The organism is Vibrio parahaemolyticus (genome assembly GCF_900460535.1).
GTDB classification, from domain to species: domain Bacteria; phylum Pseudomonadota; class Gammaproteobacteria; order Enterobacterales; family Vibrionaceae; genus Vibrio; species Vibrio parahaemolyticus.
In genome coordinates this window covers 3,124,321-3,142,104 of record NZ_UHIL01000001.1, presented here as the reverse complement: position 1 = coordinate 3,142,104, position 17,784 = coordinate 3,124,321, and the positions used below count along the sequence as shown (strand labels likewise).

General features: G+C 48.2%; 13 protein-coding genes. 4 read left to right on the top strand and 9 right to left on the bottom strand.

From position 1 onward, the window contains the following. The first annotated feature begins 158 nt into the window (after positions 1 to 158). Complete coding sequence (locus DYB02_RS16115; RefSeq protein WP_029806028.1) at positions 159 to 1,724, top strand: ABC-F family ATP-binding cassette domain-containing protein; 1,566 nt, start codon at positions 159 to 161, stop codon at positions 1,722 to 1,724. Further along, a complete protein-coding gene (locus tag DYB02_RS16110) occupies positions 1,721 to 2,878 on the top strand; it encodes an MFS transporter (protein ID WP_029806026.1) in 1,158 nt (385 codons plus the stop codon). Before DYB02_RS16115 ends, DYB02_RS16110 begins: the two co-directional genes overlap by 4 nt. A gap of 127 nt (positions 2,879 to 3,005) precedes the next feature. Here DYB02_RS16110 and fis read toward each other — a convergent pair whose 3' ends face one another. The 9 genes from fis to DYB02_RS16060 all read right to left on the bottom strand — a co-directional run bounded on the left by fis (position 3,006) and on the right by DYB02_RS16060 (position 12,763). Continuing rightward, positions 3,006 to 3,302, bottom strand: a complete 297-nt coding sequence (gene fis / locus DYB02_RS16105; RefSeq protein WP_000462885.1) for a DNA-binding transcriptional regulator Fis — start codon at positions 3,300 to 3,302, stop codon at positions 3,006 to 3,008. A 23-nt stretch (positions 3,303 to 3,325) separates the two neighbouring features. Next, entirely contained in the window at positions 3,326 to 4,294 is a 969-nt protein-coding gene (gene dusB, locus DYB02_RS16100; protein ID WP_031822883.1) for a tRNA dihydrouridine synthase DusB, read from the bottom strand. A 139-nt stretch (positions 4,295 to 4,433) separates the two neighbouring features. Then, a complete protein-coding gene (prmA, locus tag DYB02_RS16095) occupies positions 4,434 to 5,321 on the bottom strand; it encodes a 50S ribosomal protein L11 methyltransferase (protein WP_025555042.1) in 888 nt (295 codons plus the stop codon). A gap of 130 nt (positions 5,322 to 5,451) precedes the next feature. Further along, a complete protein-coding gene (gene accC / locus DYB02_RS16085; RefSeq protein WP_021822199.1) occupies positions 5,452 to 6,795 on the bottom strand; it encodes an acetyl-CoA carboxylase biotin carboxylase subunit in 1,344 nt (447 codons plus the stop codon). Positions 6,796 to 6,809: 14 nt separating this feature from the next. Then, the gene (accB, locus tag DYB02_RS16080; protein WP_005459553.1) at positions 6,810 to 7,268 is read right to left on the bottom strand and encodes an acetyl-CoA carboxylase biotin carboxyl carrier protein; all 459 of its coding nucleotides are present in this window, start codon (positions 7,266 to 7,268) and stop codon (positions 6,810 to 6,812) included. A 62-nt stretch (positions 7,269 to 7,330) separates the two neighbouring features. Beyond that, complete coding sequence (gene aroQ / locus DYB02_RS16075; protein WP_017449381.1) at positions 7,331 to 7,780, bottom strand: type II 3-dehydroquinate dehydratase; 450 nt, start codon at positions 7,778 to 7,780, stop codon at positions 7,331 to 7,333. A 304-nt stretch (positions 7,781 to 8,084) separates the two neighbouring features. Next, positions 8,085 to 10,037: an acetate--CoA ligase gene (gene acs / locus DYB02_RS16070; protein WP_029805106.1), complete on the bottom strand. Its 1,953-nt coding sequence runs from the start codon at positions 10,035 to 10,037 to the stop codon at positions 8,085 to 8,087. 237 nt (positions 10,038 to 10,274) lie between these two features. Further along, entirely contained in the window at positions 10,275 to 10,904 is a 630-nt protein-coding gene (locus tag DYB02_RS16065) for a 3'-5' exonuclease (protein WP_005458006.1), read from the bottom strand. 32 nt (positions 10,905 to 10,936) lie between these two features. Next, positions 10,937 to 12,763 carry a DUF294 nucleotidyltransferase-like domain-containing protein gene (locus DYB02_RS16060; RefSeq protein WP_029805108.1) on the bottom strand — a complete coding sequence of 609 codons (1,827 nt, stop codon included), beginning with the start codon at positions 12,761 to 12,763 and terminating at the stop codon, positions 10,937 to 10,939. A gap of 229 nt (positions 12,764 to 12,992) precedes the next feature. Here DYB02_RS16060 and DYB02_RS16055 point away from each other — a divergent pair, with 229 nt between their 5' ends. Continuing rightward, complete coding sequence (locus DYB02_RS16055; RefSeq protein WP_029805110.1) at positions 12,993 to 14,183, top strand: 3-phenylpropionate MFS transporter; 1,191 nt, start codon at positions 12,993 to 12,995, stop codon at positions 14,181 to 14,183. A 122-nt stretch (positions 14,184 to 14,305) separates the two neighbouring features. Next, a complete protein-coding gene (locus DYB02_RS16050) occupies positions 14,306 to 17,737 on the top strand; it encodes a hybrid sensor histidine kinase/response regulator (RefSeq protein ID WP_029805112.1) in 3,432 nt (1,143 codons plus the stop codon). Positions 17,738 to 17,784 lie beyond the last annotated feature (47 nt).

Here is a 17,784-nt window from a genome sequence, read left to right as displayed (position 1 = left end):
GCGTAGGTTGTATTACATCTGAGTAAAGACAAGAGACCGCCGGTGATATTTCATCACCGGCTTTTTTGTATCTGAAGTTTGAAATCAGATATAAAGTTACCCATAGTTGAAATAGGGGCCGGTATGTAAGTACCGGCCCTTTTTATTTGGTAAAAAACATGAGTGTGTTACACGTTAAAAATATGTCCTATCAGGTTGTTGATCATCACCTATATAGCCATTCCCACTTCACTATTCATGCTGGAGAGCATGTAGGAATCACCGGTGCAAACGGAGTAGGAAAAAGTACGTTGTTAAAGTTGCTTGTTGGTGAAATTTCTGCCGATGAGGGAGATATTCATTGGCAGCCAAACTTAGAGATTGGTTATCTTGATCAACATCTTGTGGTAGATAAAACTCAAACGATTAGAGGATGTTTACAATCGGCATTTAATGAGTTGTTTGAAGCTGAACGTGAATTATTTTCTTTGTATCAAGAGATGGCTGAATCTGCATCGCCTTCTTTGCTTCGCCGAGTTGCTAAGTTACAAACGGAATTGGAAGCCCAAGGCTTTTACGCCTTACATGCCCAAATTGAAAGTGTATCCGCAGGGCTTGGTATACAGCAGTTGGGACTGGATACTCTAATGAGTGCGTTAAGTGGTGGGCAACGCCATAAGGTCTTATTAGCGCGCTTATTGTTGCGTGAACCAGACGTCTTATTGTTAGATGAGCCGACTAACTATCTTGATGCAACTCATATTGAGTGGTTGAAGAGTTATCTCAATGCTTATGTAGGAACCGTACTATTGGTGTCTCATGATGTGAGTTTCCTGAATGCGGTTACTACCTGCATCTGTGATATCGACTATCAAAACATCCAGAAATACACCGGCTCATACCACAAAGCAATGGCGCAAAAGCGACACAACAATTCGCTGTTGGAAAAAGAGTATCACGCACAGCAAGCTGAGATTAAGAAACTGGAACAGTTTATTGCGAAAAATGGCGCAGGTGTGAATGCGAGCATTGCGAAGGGACGTAAGAAGCAATTGGATAAAATTGAAAGGGTTCAGTTGCATAAAACAGATGCTGTGACTGAATTTGATTTTTCTTATGCGCCTATTGGACATCAAAGTGTTGTTAGCGCCGAAGCGTTGAGCATTGGTTATCAAACGCCTTTACTGTCACCGATTGATATCACTGTCGCGCGAGGAGACAAGTTGGTGATCGAGGGCTTTAATGGCGTAGGGAAGTCGACATTGCTCAAAACGCTAATGGGGGAGGTGCTTCCACTCTCTGGTGAAATGACGTTTGCACAAGGTCTTAAGATCGGTTATTTCGCTCAAGACCTATCTTGGCGTCATCCGGATCATACACCGGAGCAAGAGGTGTGTGCGGTCGATTCTTCAATCAATAGTAAATCGGCTCGTAAGCTGTTAGCACGCTTCGGGATAAAGGGTGATAAAGCACAATGTCGCTTAGAAGCGTTGAGTGGTGGGGAGCAAACTCGCGTTAAGCTTTGCTGTTTAGCAACACGAGGCTGCAATGTACTCATTCTCGATGAGCCAACTACGCATCTTGATACCAGCAGTAAAGATGCGTTGAAGCAGGCGCTACAACGTTTTGCGGGTAGTGTCATCTTGGTTTCACACGAGAAGGCATTTATCCAAGATTGGCCAGACAGAATCGTCGATATCGCGACCTTAGCGGAGCTTTCGTTGCAAGCGGAGGTTGAAGCATGATTCAGTCGATAGCCTTGTTCCTTATTGCATTTCTGGTAGGTGCTGACGAATTGCTGCTTGGCTCAATTTTAGAACCTATCGGAGGTGATCTTGGTGTTCCACCGAGCCAGGTGACGCTCTTTATTACGGCGTATAGTCTAGCGATTGCGTTTTGTGCGCCTTATTTAGGGCGCTGGTCGGATCGAGTAGGGCGTCTTCGCCTTATGCTGCCTGCTTGTTTCGTTTTTGGCATCTCCTCGATTCTGACTGGCTTGGTTAGCCACTTTGAATTGGCTCTAGTCACTCGTGTTGTTACGGGCATTGCTAGCGCAGGAATGCTGCCAATCGCATTTGCGTTGGCTGGTGATGCAAAAGGTGGGCGCTCGATGCGGCAGATTGTGATGGTGCAAGCTGGATTGACATTAGGCATGATAACCAGCCCTGCTATCGGCGCACTGATCACACAGCTCTTATCATGGCGAGCAGCTTTTATCATTTTAGGGATGGCGGCACTTGCTGTTGGGGCCTTAGTTTGGGGATGCATGAGAGAGCCTCACGATCAGAACGAGCGGTTAATGACATTACCTCCCGTTATAGAGGCATTTCGCCTTCCTGGAGCGTTGGGTGCGATCGCGGCTATGTGTTTTGGCTTAGGTGGTGGTATTGGTGTGTTCAATCTCATTGGGCTCAATATGCGAGATGTCGCGGGACTGTCGATAAGTTGGATTGGCATGATGTACGCAGCTTTAGGAATCGTGAGTGTTCTTGGAAATCTACTCACGACTCGAGCTTCTCATCGCCTTGGAAGTGGCCGAGCTGTAATGCGTATTGCGCTTATGGTGTGCATGCCATGTAGCATCTGGGTATTTGCGTGTGGTGCGAGCCAATTCGTGGCCTATCTTCCCATATTGGCAATTTGGTCGTTGGCAGGCGGTATAGGCTCTCCGGCTCTACAGGCTTATATAGCGAGCTTATCGGATGAATATCGAGGAGTTCTAATGTCATCTGCGATGAGCATGATGCACTTTGGCGTCGCAATTTGGTCTGCGCTTGCTGGATTCGCCTATGATGTAGGGAGTGAATGGGTCGCTGTATTGGCCGTACTACTCTTTGGCTTCGCTATCGCAGCATTGAAGCCCATTCAGGAAACGGAGCAACTCCAGCGCTACTCATAAAAGAGTGTGAATCGCGTGATGCGAAAGTGTCACGCGTGTTTCTTCGCTAATATTTTTAGATCAGTAGATAAAGAAAAGCCGCTACCCAAAGGTAACGGCTTGTTCCAAATACTTTTGAAATCCGGTCTTAGTTCATGCCGTATTTCTTAAGTTTCTTGCGAAGAGTACCGCGGTTGATACCCATCATAGTTGCTGCGCGAGTTTGGTTACCGCGAGTGTACTGCATGATAGTATCTAATAGTGGCTGTTCAACTTCAGCTAGAACTAATTCGTATAGTTCTGTTACTTCCTGGCCATTTAGTTGAGCAAGGTAGTTTTTAAGAGACGCTTTAACAGAGTCACGTAAAGGCTTTTGAGTAATCTGGTCTTGTGACGTTACTGTAGTTACTGTTAATGCTTCTGAAGTCAGATTTTGTTCGAACATATTCGGTCTAGCTCTTCTCTTAATTATGATGCAACGTTATCAAAATAACCTTCTAGCGCTTCAATTTGCAGCGGAGCTGCGTCGATAGCGTTGAAGGTACGGCGAAACTCACTCGCTTGTTCATGTTCTTTCAGATACCAACCTACGTGCTTACGCGCGATACGTGGACCTAAATACTCACCATAAAATTCATGAAGAGCATTCACATGACCAAGCATAATGGCTTTCACTTCCTGAGTGGGAAGCTCCTCCATTGTGGTGCCGTTTTCCAAATAGTGATGGATTTCCTGGAAAATCCAAGGACGACCCTGGGCAGGGCGTCCAATCATTAAAGCGTCCGCACCGGTGTACTCCAGTACAAATTTGGCTTTCTCCGGGCTATCGATATCACCGTTCGCGATAACCGGAATTGAAATCGCCTTTTTTACCGCTTTAATGCTGTCGTATTCGGCCTCACCTTTGTACATACACGCTTTTGTTCTGCCATGCAGGGAAAGAGCTTGTATGCCGCAGTCTTCGGCTAATTTAGCGATTTGGACACAGTTTTTGTTGTCTGTATCCCAGCCTGTTCGGGTCTTTAACGTTACAGGAACGTCTACCGCATTCACTACCGCTTTCAAAATCTCTTCGATAATGGTTGGGTATTGAAGCAGTGCAGAGCCCGCCAGCTTCTTATTCACTTTTTTTGCCGGGCAGCCCATGTTGATGTCGATGATTTGCGCACCGTTTTCAACACTGAATTGAGCTGCATCTGCCATAAGCTGTGGATCGGAACCGGCAATTTGTACAGAGCGAATGCCCGATTCGCCTTCATGTACCATGCGCTGTTTCGACTTCGACGTTTTCCATAGTTTTGGGTTGGCAGACATCATTTCACTGACGGCCATTCCCGCACCATAACGAAGACACAACTCGCGGAACGGTCTATCCGTTACACCAGCCATAGGGGCTACGATTAGATTGTTCTTAAGTTGGTAGTTTCCGATTTTCAAAACGTCATCACAGTTCTGTGCCAGCAAGGGCGCGCATTTTACGCATTTTTTCACTGCGTGAAAAGACTAATATTTGAGCATTTACAAATTGTTTTTGTAAATTGTATGAATTTCAAACAATTAGCCCTGAAAACCTTGTCTAGCCTTGCTTACGACCAGAGATGCGACACCATTCGCTTTGCTCAACGATAGGGTCAATGTGAAGCTCATCACGGTAATAGCTTGCAACATCTTCCGCTTGCGTGTCCAAAACACCAGACATTGCTAGGGCGCCATTTGGCTTAACTAGGCCTTTAATGATTGGTGCAAGTTCACGTAGTGGGCCAGCAAGAATGTTAGCAACAACCACGTCAGCAATCAGACCTTCTGGTTGGTTTTGAGGAAGGAATACTTCTAGTTTGTCGGCAACGCCGTTACGCTCTGCGTTGTCTTTTGATGCAAGTAGCGCTTGAGGATCAATGTCGATCCCGATAACTTTTTCTGCACCCAGTTTGATCGCTGCGATCGCAAGAATGCCTGAGCCACAGCCGAAGTCGATAACGGTTTTACCGCTTAAGTCCATGCTTTCTAGCCACTCAAGACAAAGTGCGGTTGTTGGGTGAGTACCAGTACCGAATGCAAGACCTGGATCCAGCATTACGTTGACAGCGTCTGGTTCTGGCACTTCACGCCAGCTTGGGCAAATCCATAGGCGCTCACCAAATTTCATTGGGTGGAAGTTTTCCATCCACTCGCGTTCCCAGTCTTTGTCTTCAAGCTGTTCAACTTTGTAAGCAAAATTTTCTGCTAGCATATTGCTTGCTTTGATTTGGTCGATGATGAAGTTGGTATCGGCTTCTGCATCGTACAGTGCCAGAATGTCAGTATCGCCCCATAAGCGAGTCTCGCCAGGTAGAGGTTCGAATACAGGTGTATCCTGCGCGTCTAAGAAAGTTACAGACAGCGCACCAGTCTCTTCCATTAGCATATCGCCGATTTGCTCGGCGTTTTCATTGGTCGCGTTGAGTTTGATTTGAATCCAAGGCATTTGTTTTTGCTCTTAAAGTGAATGAAGTGGCGCAGAGTTTACCAGAACTCTGCGATTTGTTTGAGTATAGACTTTATACAAAACAAAAATGCCCACAGATGTGGGCATTTATTTAGAGGTTCGCTGAGGCTTATTGTAGGCCTAGTTTCTTCTCTAGGTAGTGAATGTTCGCACCGCCGTGTTGGAAGTTTTCATCATTCATGATTGACACTTGCAGTGGCACGTTAGTTTTAATGCCTTCGATGATCATCTCACCCAGTGCATTTTTCATACGTGCAATCGCTACGTCACGGTTTTCACCGTAAGTGATCAGTTTGCCGATCATTGAGTCGTAGTGAGGTGGTACTGTGTAACCAGAGTAGATGTGCGATTCCCAACGAACACCCATGCCGCCTGGCGCGTGGAAGCGTTGAATCTTACCTGGAGACGGTAGGAAGCGCTCAGGGTCTTCTGCATTGATACGACACTCAATCGCATGGCCGCGGATCTTGATGTCATCTTGAGTGAATGACAGAGGCTGGCCAGCTGCAACACGTAGCTGCTCTTTGATTAGGTCGATACCGGTAACCATTTCTGTTACTGGGTGCTCTACCTGAATACGAGTGTTCATTTCGATGAAGTAGAACTCACCGTTTTCGTATAGGAATTCGAACGTACCTGCGCCGCGGTAACCGATTTCGATACATGCACGAGTACAACGCTCACCGATGTACTTACGCATTTCTTCAGTGATACCTGGTGCTGGAGCTTCTTCCACAACTTTCTGGTGACGACGCTGCATTGAACAGTCACGTTCACCTAGGTGGATTGCGCCGCCTTGGCCGTCAGCAATAACCTGAACTTCAATGTGACGAGGGTTTTCCAGGAATTTCTCCATGTAAACCATGTCGTTGTTGAACGCTGCTTTCGCTTCTGCACGTGTCATAGCAATAGCTTGTACTAGTTCTTTTTCAGAACGTACAACACGCATACCACGACCGCCGCCGCCGCCTGACGCTTTGATGATAACAGGGTAGCCGATACGCTTAGCGTGAGCTTTGTTCTTGTCTTCGTCGTTATCTAGTGGACCGTCTGAGCCAGGTACACATGGAACGCCCGCTTTTTTCATTGCGTTGATCGCTGATACTTTGTCGCCCATCATGCGGATAGTGTCCGCTTTTGGACCAACGAAGATGAAACCACTGCGCTCAACTTGCTCTGCGAAGTCAGCGTTTTCTGACAAGAAGCCGTAACCTGGGTGGATAGCTACCGCGCCAGTTACTTCTGCTGCAGAAATGATGCGTGGGATGTTTAGGTAGCTGTCGATACCACGAGCAGGGCCGATACACACGGTTTCATCTGCAAGTAGTACGTGCTTAAGATCGCGGTCAGCTGTTGAGTGAACCGCGACGGTCTTAATACCTAATTCTTTACAAGCGCGAAGAATACGAAGTGCAATTTCACCTCGGTTCGCGATGACTACTTTGTCTAGCATAAGGCAAGCCTCGCTTATTCGATTACAACTAGAGGTTGGTCGAATTCAACTGGTTGGCCGTCTTCAACTAGGATTGCAGTAACAACGCCAGATTTGTCCGCTTCGATTTGGTTCATCATCTTCATTGCTTCAACGATACATAGCGTGTCGCCAGCGTTAACTTTTTGGCCAACTTCTACGAATGATTTCGCATCAGGACTTGGAGAGCGGTAGAAAGTACCAACCATTGGAGAAAGAACTTGGTGACCTGCAGGTACCGCTGCTGCTGGAGCTTCAGCTGCTGGCGCGTCTGCTACAGGTGCTGCTACTGGCGCAGGTGCTGCTACTGGAGCTGCTGCGTAGTGAACTGGTGCTGGAGCTGCTGTGCCGTGACGACTGATGCGTACTGACTCTTCACCTTCAGAAATCTCTAGCTCAGCAATGCCAGACTCTTCAACTAACTCGATTAGCTTCTTGATTTTACGAATATCCATCTTTTCTTTCTCTTTTATCTTGTGATTAAGACAACCCCTGTGGGGGTTGCAGAGTGTTAGGGTTACTTTGCCTGTAGCTTTTTAATCGCGGCAGACAGAGCGAATTCATAACCTTGTGCGCCTAAACCGCAGATCACGCCTTCTGCCTTATCAGACAGGTAAGAGTGATGACGAAACGGCTCACGTGCATGCACGTTCGATAGGTGCACCTCGATAAATGGGATGGCCACGCCAAGTAATGCATCTCGCAGTGCTACACTGGTGTGAGTGAAAGCAGCTGGATTGATGATGATGAAATCAATCTTGCCGTAAGCGGCATGAATGGCTTCAATCAGTTCGTACTCACGATTTGATTGTAGGTGTTCCAGTTCCACCCCTGCGTTGTGCGCTTGTTCAGTCAAAGCGTCCACAATTTGTGCTAGGGTGTTGTTACCATAGTGTGTCGGTTCACGCAGACCTAATAGGTTAAGATTTGGTCCGTTTAGAACAAGAATCCGTGACTTTGCAGACATTATGTTGCTATCTTCCCTTATCGTGAGTGGAACGTTTATATTCCCAAATATACGATAATTCAGCACGATTTTTTTGTTAAAACCGAGCAAATTTTAAAAAATCGACCAAGATTATAGCTAATTCATAGCAATTAGCAGCAATTTACTGGTCTAATCTCCCAATTGCCCGCTTCGTTTCTGTAACCAAGTTAACAAAAACAACATAATCACCATATCTATGTTGTGGTTAATTTGCGCCCAAAAGCAAAAAACCGCCATGCAAAGATGGCGGTTTTCGTTCACTGTTTAAAGCAGGCTGGCGAGCTTATACCAGTTCTGCTTTTTCGGCGATGAGTTTGTCTACTACACTTGGATCTGCAAGCGTTGAAGTATCGCCTAGGTTGCTTGTATCACCTGTCGCAATCTTACGCAGAATACGACGCATGATCTTACCTGAACGAGTCTTTGGTAGAGAGTCTGTCCAGTGCAGTACGTCAGGCGTTGCAATTGGACCAATCTCTTTACGCACCCAATCTTTCACTTCTTTGTGCAGCTCTGCAGATGGGAACTCGCCATCGTTGAGCGTGATGTAGGCGTAGATCGCTTGGCCTTTGATGTCGTGTGGAATACCAACAATCGCGGCTTCGGCAATTTTATGATGCGCGACTAGCGCAGATTCAATTTCAGCGGTGCCCATACGGTGTCCAGACACGTTCAGTACGTCATCGACGCGGCCAGTGATCCAGTAGTAGCCGTCTTCGTCGCGACGCGCACCGTCACTGGTGAAGTACATGCCTTTAAAGGTTGAGAAGTAGGTTTGTTCGAAACGTTCATGGTCGCCGTAAACCGTACGCATTTGACCTGGCCAAGAATCAAGAATTACCAAGTTACCTTCAGCCACGGTGTCTTCAAGGATATTACCCATGTTATCAACCAGCGCAGGTTGTACGCCGAAGAATGGGCGAGTTGCTGAACCTGGTTTGAGATCTGTCGCGCCCGGAAGTGGAGCGATCAAGATGCCGCCGGTTTCCGTTTGCCACCAAGTGTCGACGATAGGTGAATTTTCGTTACCGATCGTTTTGTAGTACCACTCCCATGCCTCTGGGTTGATTGGTTCGCCCACTGAGCCCATGATGCGAAGGCTTGAGCGAGACGTGCCAGCAACCGCTTCGTTGCCTTTTGCCATCAGCGCACGAATAGCCGTTGGTGCGGTGTACAGAATGTTCACTTGATGCTTATCGACCACTTCGCTCATACGGCTTGTGTTCGGGTAGTTTGGTACACCTTCGAACAGGATTGTTTTCGCGCCGTTCGCAAGTGGTCCGTAGATAAGGTACGTGTGGCCAGTAATCCAGCCTACGTCTGCGGTACACCAGAAGGTTTCACCTGGTTGGTAATCGAAGACGTATTTAAACGTCATGGCCGCATAAACAAGGTAGCCACCTGTGGTGTGAAGTACGCCTTTTGGTTTGCCTGTCGAGCCAGATGTGTAAAGGATGAACAGTGGGTCTTCGGCTTTCATCTCTTCTGGTGGACAAACATCAGATACTTTTGCGGTTGCTTCGTGCCACCAAACGTCACGATGCTCATGCCAATCTACATTGCCGCCTGTGCGTTTTAGTACCACAACCTTGCTGATGGTTTTTACTTCTGGATTAGTGAGTGCTTCGTCCACGTTCTTTTTCAGCGGAACGGCACGTCCACCGCGCACACCTTCGTCCGCAGTGATCACAACTTTCGCGTCAGAGTCGATGATACGACCAGACAGTGCTTCTGGTGAGAAACCACCAAATACCACGGTATGCACCGCGCCGATGCGTGTACACGCCAGCATAGCGATAGCTGCTTCTGGCACCATTGGCATGTATAAACACACCACGTCGCCTTTGCGCACGCCTTGGTCTTTTAATGCGTTAGAGAACTTGCACACTTCTTTGTGCAGTTCGTTGAAAGTCAGCGTTTTGTCGTCTGCTGGATCATCGCCTTCCCAGATGATCGCTACGTCGTCGCCGTGTTCTGCGAGATGACGGTCGATACAGTTTGCAGATACGTTCAGTGTGCCATCTTCAAACCAGCGAATGTCTACGTGGCCGGTGTCGAATGAGGTGTTTTTTACTTTGGTGAAAGGTTTGATCCAATCAACGATTTTGCCGTGCTCGTTCCAGAAGCCCTCTGGATCGGTGACCGACTGCTGATACATGGCTAGGTAGGTATCATTATCCGCGTGTGTATGAGTTTTAATATTTTCTTTTACCGGATAAACGTGGGCTTCGCTCATGGCTTCTCTCCTTGTGCCTTAATTCTCGGCCTTACACCAATCTACTTAAGATTCTGAATATGTATTTTTGTAGGGCTGTCTTTTGGTTCTTAAATACTCAGTCGTCCTAGAACGACGTTGTGCCTATAACTGTCAGTCACAGCGCGTATTTCCACAATTAGACTTTAGGATGAGACAGAGGGGTGTGCCGGAAAATGCTTGAAATAAAAGTAATTATGGGAGCTAGGTCAACAGGATTTATGTGTATGGCGCGGTGAGATTTGGCAGATCGCCCTTGGTGAGGCGCACAAAAACCAAGGCGGCAGAAATCGCATCTTGCAGTGCGTCGTGTTTATCTTGAATGGGCAGTTCCAGGTGCTTGCAAATCGCATCCAGACTTAAGTCGAAGTAGGCATTGGGTAAATGCCGTTCTAATTTGTCGTGATAAATCTGGCTGACTTCAATCAATGGGTTTGGCAGTGGGAAGCCGAGTTGCCTTTGGCAGGCAAGGTCGAGAATTTTTTTGTCATAGCGAATGTGATATCCGACTAAAGGACGGTTGCCGATGAACGCGAGCAGTTTCAGCAACGCTTCTTTTTCGCTGATACCATCAGCCAGATCTTGATGGCGAATTTTATGAATCTTCACTGACCTAGAATCTAACGATTGGGGCGCACGTAGGCGTACCTCAAAAGGCTGACTGGTAAGGATGCGGTTGTCGATGATTTTGGTTGCCGCGATGGTTACCAACTCAGCACGGTTCGGATCAAGGCTGGTGGTCTCACAATCTAGAGACACAAACTCGGTTTTGTGTGGCGCACAAAACAGCGACTGATAAGGCGAGCCTTTCAGTTTGTAATGCCAATATTTGCGTTGTAACCAGTTCATCCTCTACGCCTCATTTTGACTTGTGTAAGCGCTTAATCGCGGATTTGATAGTGGAAGCCCAAGAACTGCTTAAACTTCTTCACCACATGCAAGCTATGACGCAGCAAGTCACGCTCGGTTCGGTCTAACTGTTTGATATCAATGTTGTTAAGTGTTTCTTGTTTACTCAATTGCTGATGAAGGCGAATCTTAAAGAACAGCTTCAACGCTTCGTTTAAGTTGTCTGCGGTCTCAGGTTCTAAGATGCGTTTTTTTCTTAGTGCTTCGATGCGTTCAAAGGTGTTTTTTTCTTCAATCGCATATTCCAACGACAAGGTGCGAATACCATGCACGATAGGGAAGATGCCACCACGTTTGATATCCAAGCCATCCTTGGCACTTTTTACGTTGCCAAACAGAGTAAGGGGCACAGAAAATTGCAAAGCAGGGCGCGTGAAATCCGACAAAACCAGCATGCGATCTTTCATGCTGTCTCTGAGATGGTTTGCTATTGGGATGAGAAGCTCTCGATTTCCTGCTACTGCATGTGCGTCACTGAAAATCGCCAAGTCCATGATTGGTTCAGGCTCCGCCTTCGCAATCCAATGATCTAAGGTGTGGATCCACTCTTGCTGTGTTTTGACCCATTTCGGGTTGTTGACCATCACTTTTCCGGGGCAGAGTGGGTAACCAAGTTGCTGCAGAGTGTGGGTGAATGATTGCATCACTTGTTCGCAATGCGGCCATTCTAGCCCGTCTTCAATAATGAGCGCGTTGTCTTGGTCGGTCTTAAGAATTTGCTCGCCACGCCCTTCTGAGCCCAGCACGATCAAACAACAGTGGTCGTGCAAAGCGGGTGGCACCACCAGTTCAAAGGCTTTTTCGATAATTTGTTCGTTTACCGCAGAGATGAGTTCCATGATGAAGCGAGTGCGGATGCCGTTTCTCAGCAAGCTCTCTACCAGTTGACGTTGACGATTTGAGGCTAACGCCAGTTCTTCTACGCTGCTTGCTCGTGCAATGCTGAGTGTTAACACATGGGAGTGCGTCGAAAACGCGCTCAGAATCTGTGTCATGTCGAGCATGCCCACCGCGCGATTGCCTTCGCAGACCATCAAACGTTTCATGCGATTACGTGTCATGGTGATCATGGCGTTAAACAGAAAATCCCCGTCATCAACATGGTAGACAGGGAAAGTTGCGATCTCACCTACAGGTGTGTCCACGGCGCAATTATCCAACATAACCGAGTGCAGCATGTTGGTACGAGTCACGATGGCGTACGGGTGAGCTGACGGCCATTTTTCCAATCGCGGGTCATCGTCGTGGAGCTGAACCAATGCAGCATCGATGCCGTTATCTTTTAGAGTTCGAGTTACCTCGTTGATTGGCGTTTCTGGCGCGAGGATCATCGGCGGATGATAAATGCTGTTATCGACTTTGGTCAGAATGAATTCGGCCAAGTTTTGCTGTTGCTGCGCGGCTTCGATGAGTTCTTGTCGTTTGGATAAGTTGTTGTCGAAGTAAGCTGCGAACTGGCCATTCTCGTTATAAAGCTCGAGAAAAACGTCTTTTGGCAGCAAGTACGAAAGGGTGTCTTCCAGCGCGATGTATTGATGTCGAACGCATTCTTCAAACAGTGAACGCACGTCAAACATGTCGTCATTGGCGTAGTGAGCGAACACTTCGGATTGGTCTTTGGAACGTTCTTCGACTGCGCCTTTGATCAATATGTGCAAGTGAGGGTTGGTCTGCCCGCTAGATAAAATGACATCTCGAGTTCGATAGTACGCCACATCTAAGGACGAGCGCAGCCGAGTTTGCTGAGCATCGGTCAGACGATCGAACGGGGGAGATTGCATATTAAATTTGTCAGGCATGGAGACACCTAAAATTGGGAGGAACACAGTATAAGTCTGACAAATTTCTTGCCGTAAGCCAGACGACTTTGGTCTAAACCGCTGGACATTGATGGGCGAATTTGGCGCATCAAAAGTCAGAATGACATCGAGGAAACGGTAAGTTGCCTATTCTTCCCTTTTTCTAATACGCATAGCGATCCATAATCCACGGTTCGAGCGATGGTGTTCCCGTTTTAGGATATTAGTAATGTTGAAACCTTCTCCGTATGGCTGGATTTCCCAGTACTTTCTCGGATTCTTTTTTGCGTATGGCGTTTACCTGCCATTTTGGTCGTTGTGGTTTAAAGAACAGGGCGTTTCTTCCACGGACATTGGTTTACTGGTTGGTTTAGGTTTGGCGACACGCTGCGTGGCTAACCTCGTCATTACCCCTCGTGTACACCGAGTTGAACATCTAATGCCAACGTTGCGTTGGTTGAGTTTTGCTGCTCTCATTTTTGTTGGTTTCCACTTTTTTACGGGCGGCAGTTTTTGGCTTATGGCATTGGCAACGGTGTTGTTTAACTTGTGTTGTGGTCCGGTAGTTCCGCTATCAGACGCGATGGCAAACTACTACGCTCGCTTGAAAATGTTGGATTACGGTCGCACGCGTTTGTGGGGGTCTATAGCCTTCATTGCGGGTTCAACGGTGGTGGGTTTCCTTGTCGCAGAATTTGGCTCGGATATGATTCTGTACACCGCGATGGTGGGGGTGTTCTTTTCATTGCTTTTCGCGATGCGCAGCATCAATCCAATGCCTGTCACTCGCGGTGACCAGCATGCTGAACGTCCGAAATTATCCGCACTGCTTACCGATAAATCAGTGGTGAAGTTCTTGGTTTTGGTGTCACTTATCCAAGGTAGCCATGCGGCGTACTACGGCTTTAGTGCCATTCACTGGAAAGCGGCGGGTCACTCAGAAGACGTGATCGGCTACTTGTGGAGTCTGGGCGTTGCGGCAGAAGTGGCTGTGTTTGCATTGAGTAAGCGTCTATTTGCTGGTTGGGCGCTGCGCACGCTGTTTATTGTTGCAGCTTGTGGTGTGATGATGCGTTGGGGCATGACCGCTGCAACAACGTCTATCGTTGCGTTGGTTATCGTGCAACTTCTGCACGGTGTGACATTCGCGACGGCGCACATTGCGGCCATTCAATACATCCAAAACTCTGAAGAGCACAAAATGGTGGCGCTGCAAGCGCTATACAATGCGATCCCGCTTGGCGCATTTATCGCGCTGATGACGGTGCTCAGTGGTTGGGGTTACGAGCACTGGGGCGCGCTGGTGTTCTGGGGTATGGCGGCAATGGGCCTATTGGCGCTGTTCATCAAATTGGACCCTCAAGAGTCTAGCCACAACGTGGTGGATGTGTCTGAAAAGGCACTTGAAACACAGAATTAGACTTCTGTGACAAAGGTTAAAAACTAATCTTTGTCTCCATTGTGAAAGCAGTGTTAAATGAAACCTCTCCCTCAAGGAGAGGTTTTTTTATTTTCTGTAAGAAAAGCTAGAAAGGATATCGGATGCAAGGATGGCTGGTGGTTCCCGTTTCTTTGGCGTACTTGGGAGCCCTATTTATAATCGCGTGGTACGGAGACATACAGAAGCGCTGGCTCGCCCGTTGGCGACCGTGGATTTATAGCCTCTCGATTGCGGTGTACTGTACCTCGTGGACCTTCTACGGCACGGTCGGACAGGCGAGCAGCAATCCTTGGTCTTTCTTGCCCATCTATATCGCGCCGATTTTGGTGTTTACCATCGGATGGCGGGTTCTGGCTCGACTCATTCTGATCGCGAAGCGCGAACACATCACTTCCATCGCTGATTTTATTGGTGCCCGTTACGGAAAATCGCAAGGTTTGGCGGTGGTCGTCACATTGATTGCGGTGGCGGGGATCTTACCTTATATCGCCTTGCAGCTGCGTGGCATCACCATGGGGTTGGAGATCATCGCCCCAGAATTGGCGACCGATTTTGGTTATCAGAATGACAGCGTGTCTTGGTTTGTCGTGGTGGCACTGGCCATTTTTACCATGTTGTTTGGTACTCGCCATATTGATAACACCGAGCATCACCGTGGGATGATGATGGCGATAGCGTTCGAATCCATCATCAAATTGCTGGCGTTTTTGGTGGTGGGGATTTTCATTGTCTGGCTGGCGATGAGTACTGAAAACTTGAGCCTGATTGAAGTTGCTTCTGAAACCTACCAGTCGCCAAACATTCCAACCTTATTAATACATACTGTGCTGACCATGTTGGCGATTGTCTGTTTGCCGCGTCAGTTCCACACCATGGTGGTGGAAAATGAACGTGCGCAAGACTTGCATGTCGCGCGTTGGTTGTTCCCGCTGTATCTGATTTTGATGGGCGTATTTGTGTTGCCAATCGCGTGGGTCGGGCAAGGGTTATTGAGCGGAACATCTGCCGATACTTACGTGATCAGTGTGCCGATGGCGGTGGGGGCAAGCGAGATTGCGTTACTGGCGTTTTTAGGCGGTACTTCGGCGGCGAGCGGCATGGTGATTGTTTCAACCATTGCTTTGGCGATCATGGTATCGAACGACTTAGTGATGCCGCTGATATTACGCCGAATGCGCTTGGCGCAGCGCAACCATCACCACTTTTCTGAGCTTTTGCTGCGTATTCGCCGCGCTCTAATTCTGATTTTGTTGATTGGTGCATGGGGATTTTATCAGGCTTTAGATAGTATCCACTCACTCTCTGCGATAGGTTTTCTCTCGTTTGCAGCCATTACCCAGTTTGCCCCTGCATTGATTGGCGGTATGTATTGGCGTCAGGGTAACAAGAAAGGCGTTTATGTTGGCCTCGCGGTCGGTTTTACGATTTGGTTGATTACCTTGATGAGCCAAACCGACATGTTAGCTGGTAATGCCAGCAACAACTTTTTGATTTGGTTAATCACGCCGCCAGAGGTGCTGTCGAGCTTCGACATTGCGATTTCGGATTGGGGCATGATCATGAGTGTGGTGGCGAACGCGGTGTGTTTTGTCGCGGTGTCTCTGGCGACGCGTCCAAGCCTAAGTGAGCGCTTACAGTCGGCGTCTTTTGTCGGAACACCGCTGCCTGAAAGCGAAAACATCAGCTTGTATCAAAGTCGTGTTACCGTTGCTGAGCTGGAAATGCTTGCCTCGCGCTTTGTTGGCCGCACTCGGGTGAAAGTGGCTTTCCAAGCCTATTGGAGCCAGCAGCGAGAGGAGTTGTTACCGAACCAACAAGCGCCGTCTTCGTTGATTCGTCACACTGAACGCGTATTGGCTGGGGTGTTTGGTGCCTCTTCTGCTAAGTTAGTACTTACTTCTGCGTTGCAAGGCAGAAATATGCAGCTTGAAGAAGTCGCAACCATCGTTGATGAAGCATCCGAGTTGTACGACTTTAGCCGCGGATTACTCCAAGGGGCGATAGAACATATCGGCCAAGGGATTGCCGTGGTCGACAAACAATTGCGGCTGGTGGCGTGGAACCAGCGTTACCTAGAGCTGTTTGTATTCCCACCCGGATTGATTCAAGTCGGCCGACCGATTGCTGATGTGATTCGCCACAATGCTGAGCAAGGTTTGTGTGGCCCCGGCGATCCAGAAGACCACGTACGCCGCCGCGTGTATCACCTTGAACAAGGTACGCGACATACCTCTTCCCGTGTGCGTCCTGATGGACGAGTGATTGAAGTGCAGGGCAACCCGATGCCCGGCGGTGGTTTTGTAATGAGCTTTACGGACATCACCGTATTCCGCGATGCCGAGCAAGCGCTGAAAGACGCCAATGAAACGTTAGAAGAACGAGTACGCGCGCGCACTAGAGAGTTGGAGCAACTCAACAAGCAGTTGGTGGCAGCGACGCAGCGTTCGGATTTGGAATCGAAATCGAAATCGCGTTTTTTAGCGGCCGTGAGTCACGACTTGATGCAGCCGCTCAATGCCGCCCGTTTGTTTGCGTCTTCACTTTCTGAAGTAGCCAAAGACAGCGAAACCCGCAAGTTGTCGGCACACATCGAAAGTGCGTTAGGCGCGGCAGAAGATTTGATCGGAGATTTGCTGGATATTTCGCGTTTGGAATCGGGTAAGTTGGAAGTCAATGTCCATGGCTTCGCGGTCAACGATGTTCTGGCGAACCTCAATGCGGAATTCAGCGCATTGGCCAAACAACAGGGGATCGAGTTCACTATGATCCCATCTTCTCTAATGGTGAAATCGGACCCTAAATTGTTGCGCCGTGTGGTGCAGAATTTCCTCACCAATGCCTTTCGTTACAGCCCAAATGGTAAAGTCGCGCTGGGAGTGCGCCGAGTTCAAGGGCGTGTGCGCATTGATGTGTGGGATAACGGCATGGGCATCGAGGAAGAAAAACAGCAGGAAATTTTCGAAGAGTTTAATCGCGGAACGCAAGTACGCTCCGATCAAGGCTTGGGATTAGGCTTGGCGATTTCCAAAGGGATTGCGCAGGTGTTGGGGCACGAAATTTCAATGCGTTCGTGGTTTGGTAAAGGCAGCGTGTTCTCAATAACCTTGGATAAGGCTCATCACGTTCAGCCACACCCTGCGAAAGTCGAGACCAGTCCTCAATCTGAGTTGTGCCACTTGCGAATTTTGTGTGTCGATAATGAACCTGACATTTTGGTCGGAATGGAAAATCTTCTCTCTCGTTGGGGGTGCGACATACGGGTTGCGACGGATCTCGTCGAAAGTTTACAAGCGCTCGAAGGCGATTGGGTGCCAGACGTCGTTTTCTCTGATTATCGATTGGATAATGGACGTACGGGGTTAGAAGTGTTGCAACAGTGTCGTTTGCGTCTGGGGAATCGTTTTGAAGGGGTGATCATCAGTGCTGACCGTACTGACGATATGATGGAAGGCATCAAAGCGAACGGTTTCAGCTTTATTGCCAAACCAGTTAAGCCACTCAAATTGCGCTCGGTGCTCAATCGAGTCGCGTAGCTTAGGTAAGTTGAACGCATGAGCCAGATAGTAAGAGACCTCCAATG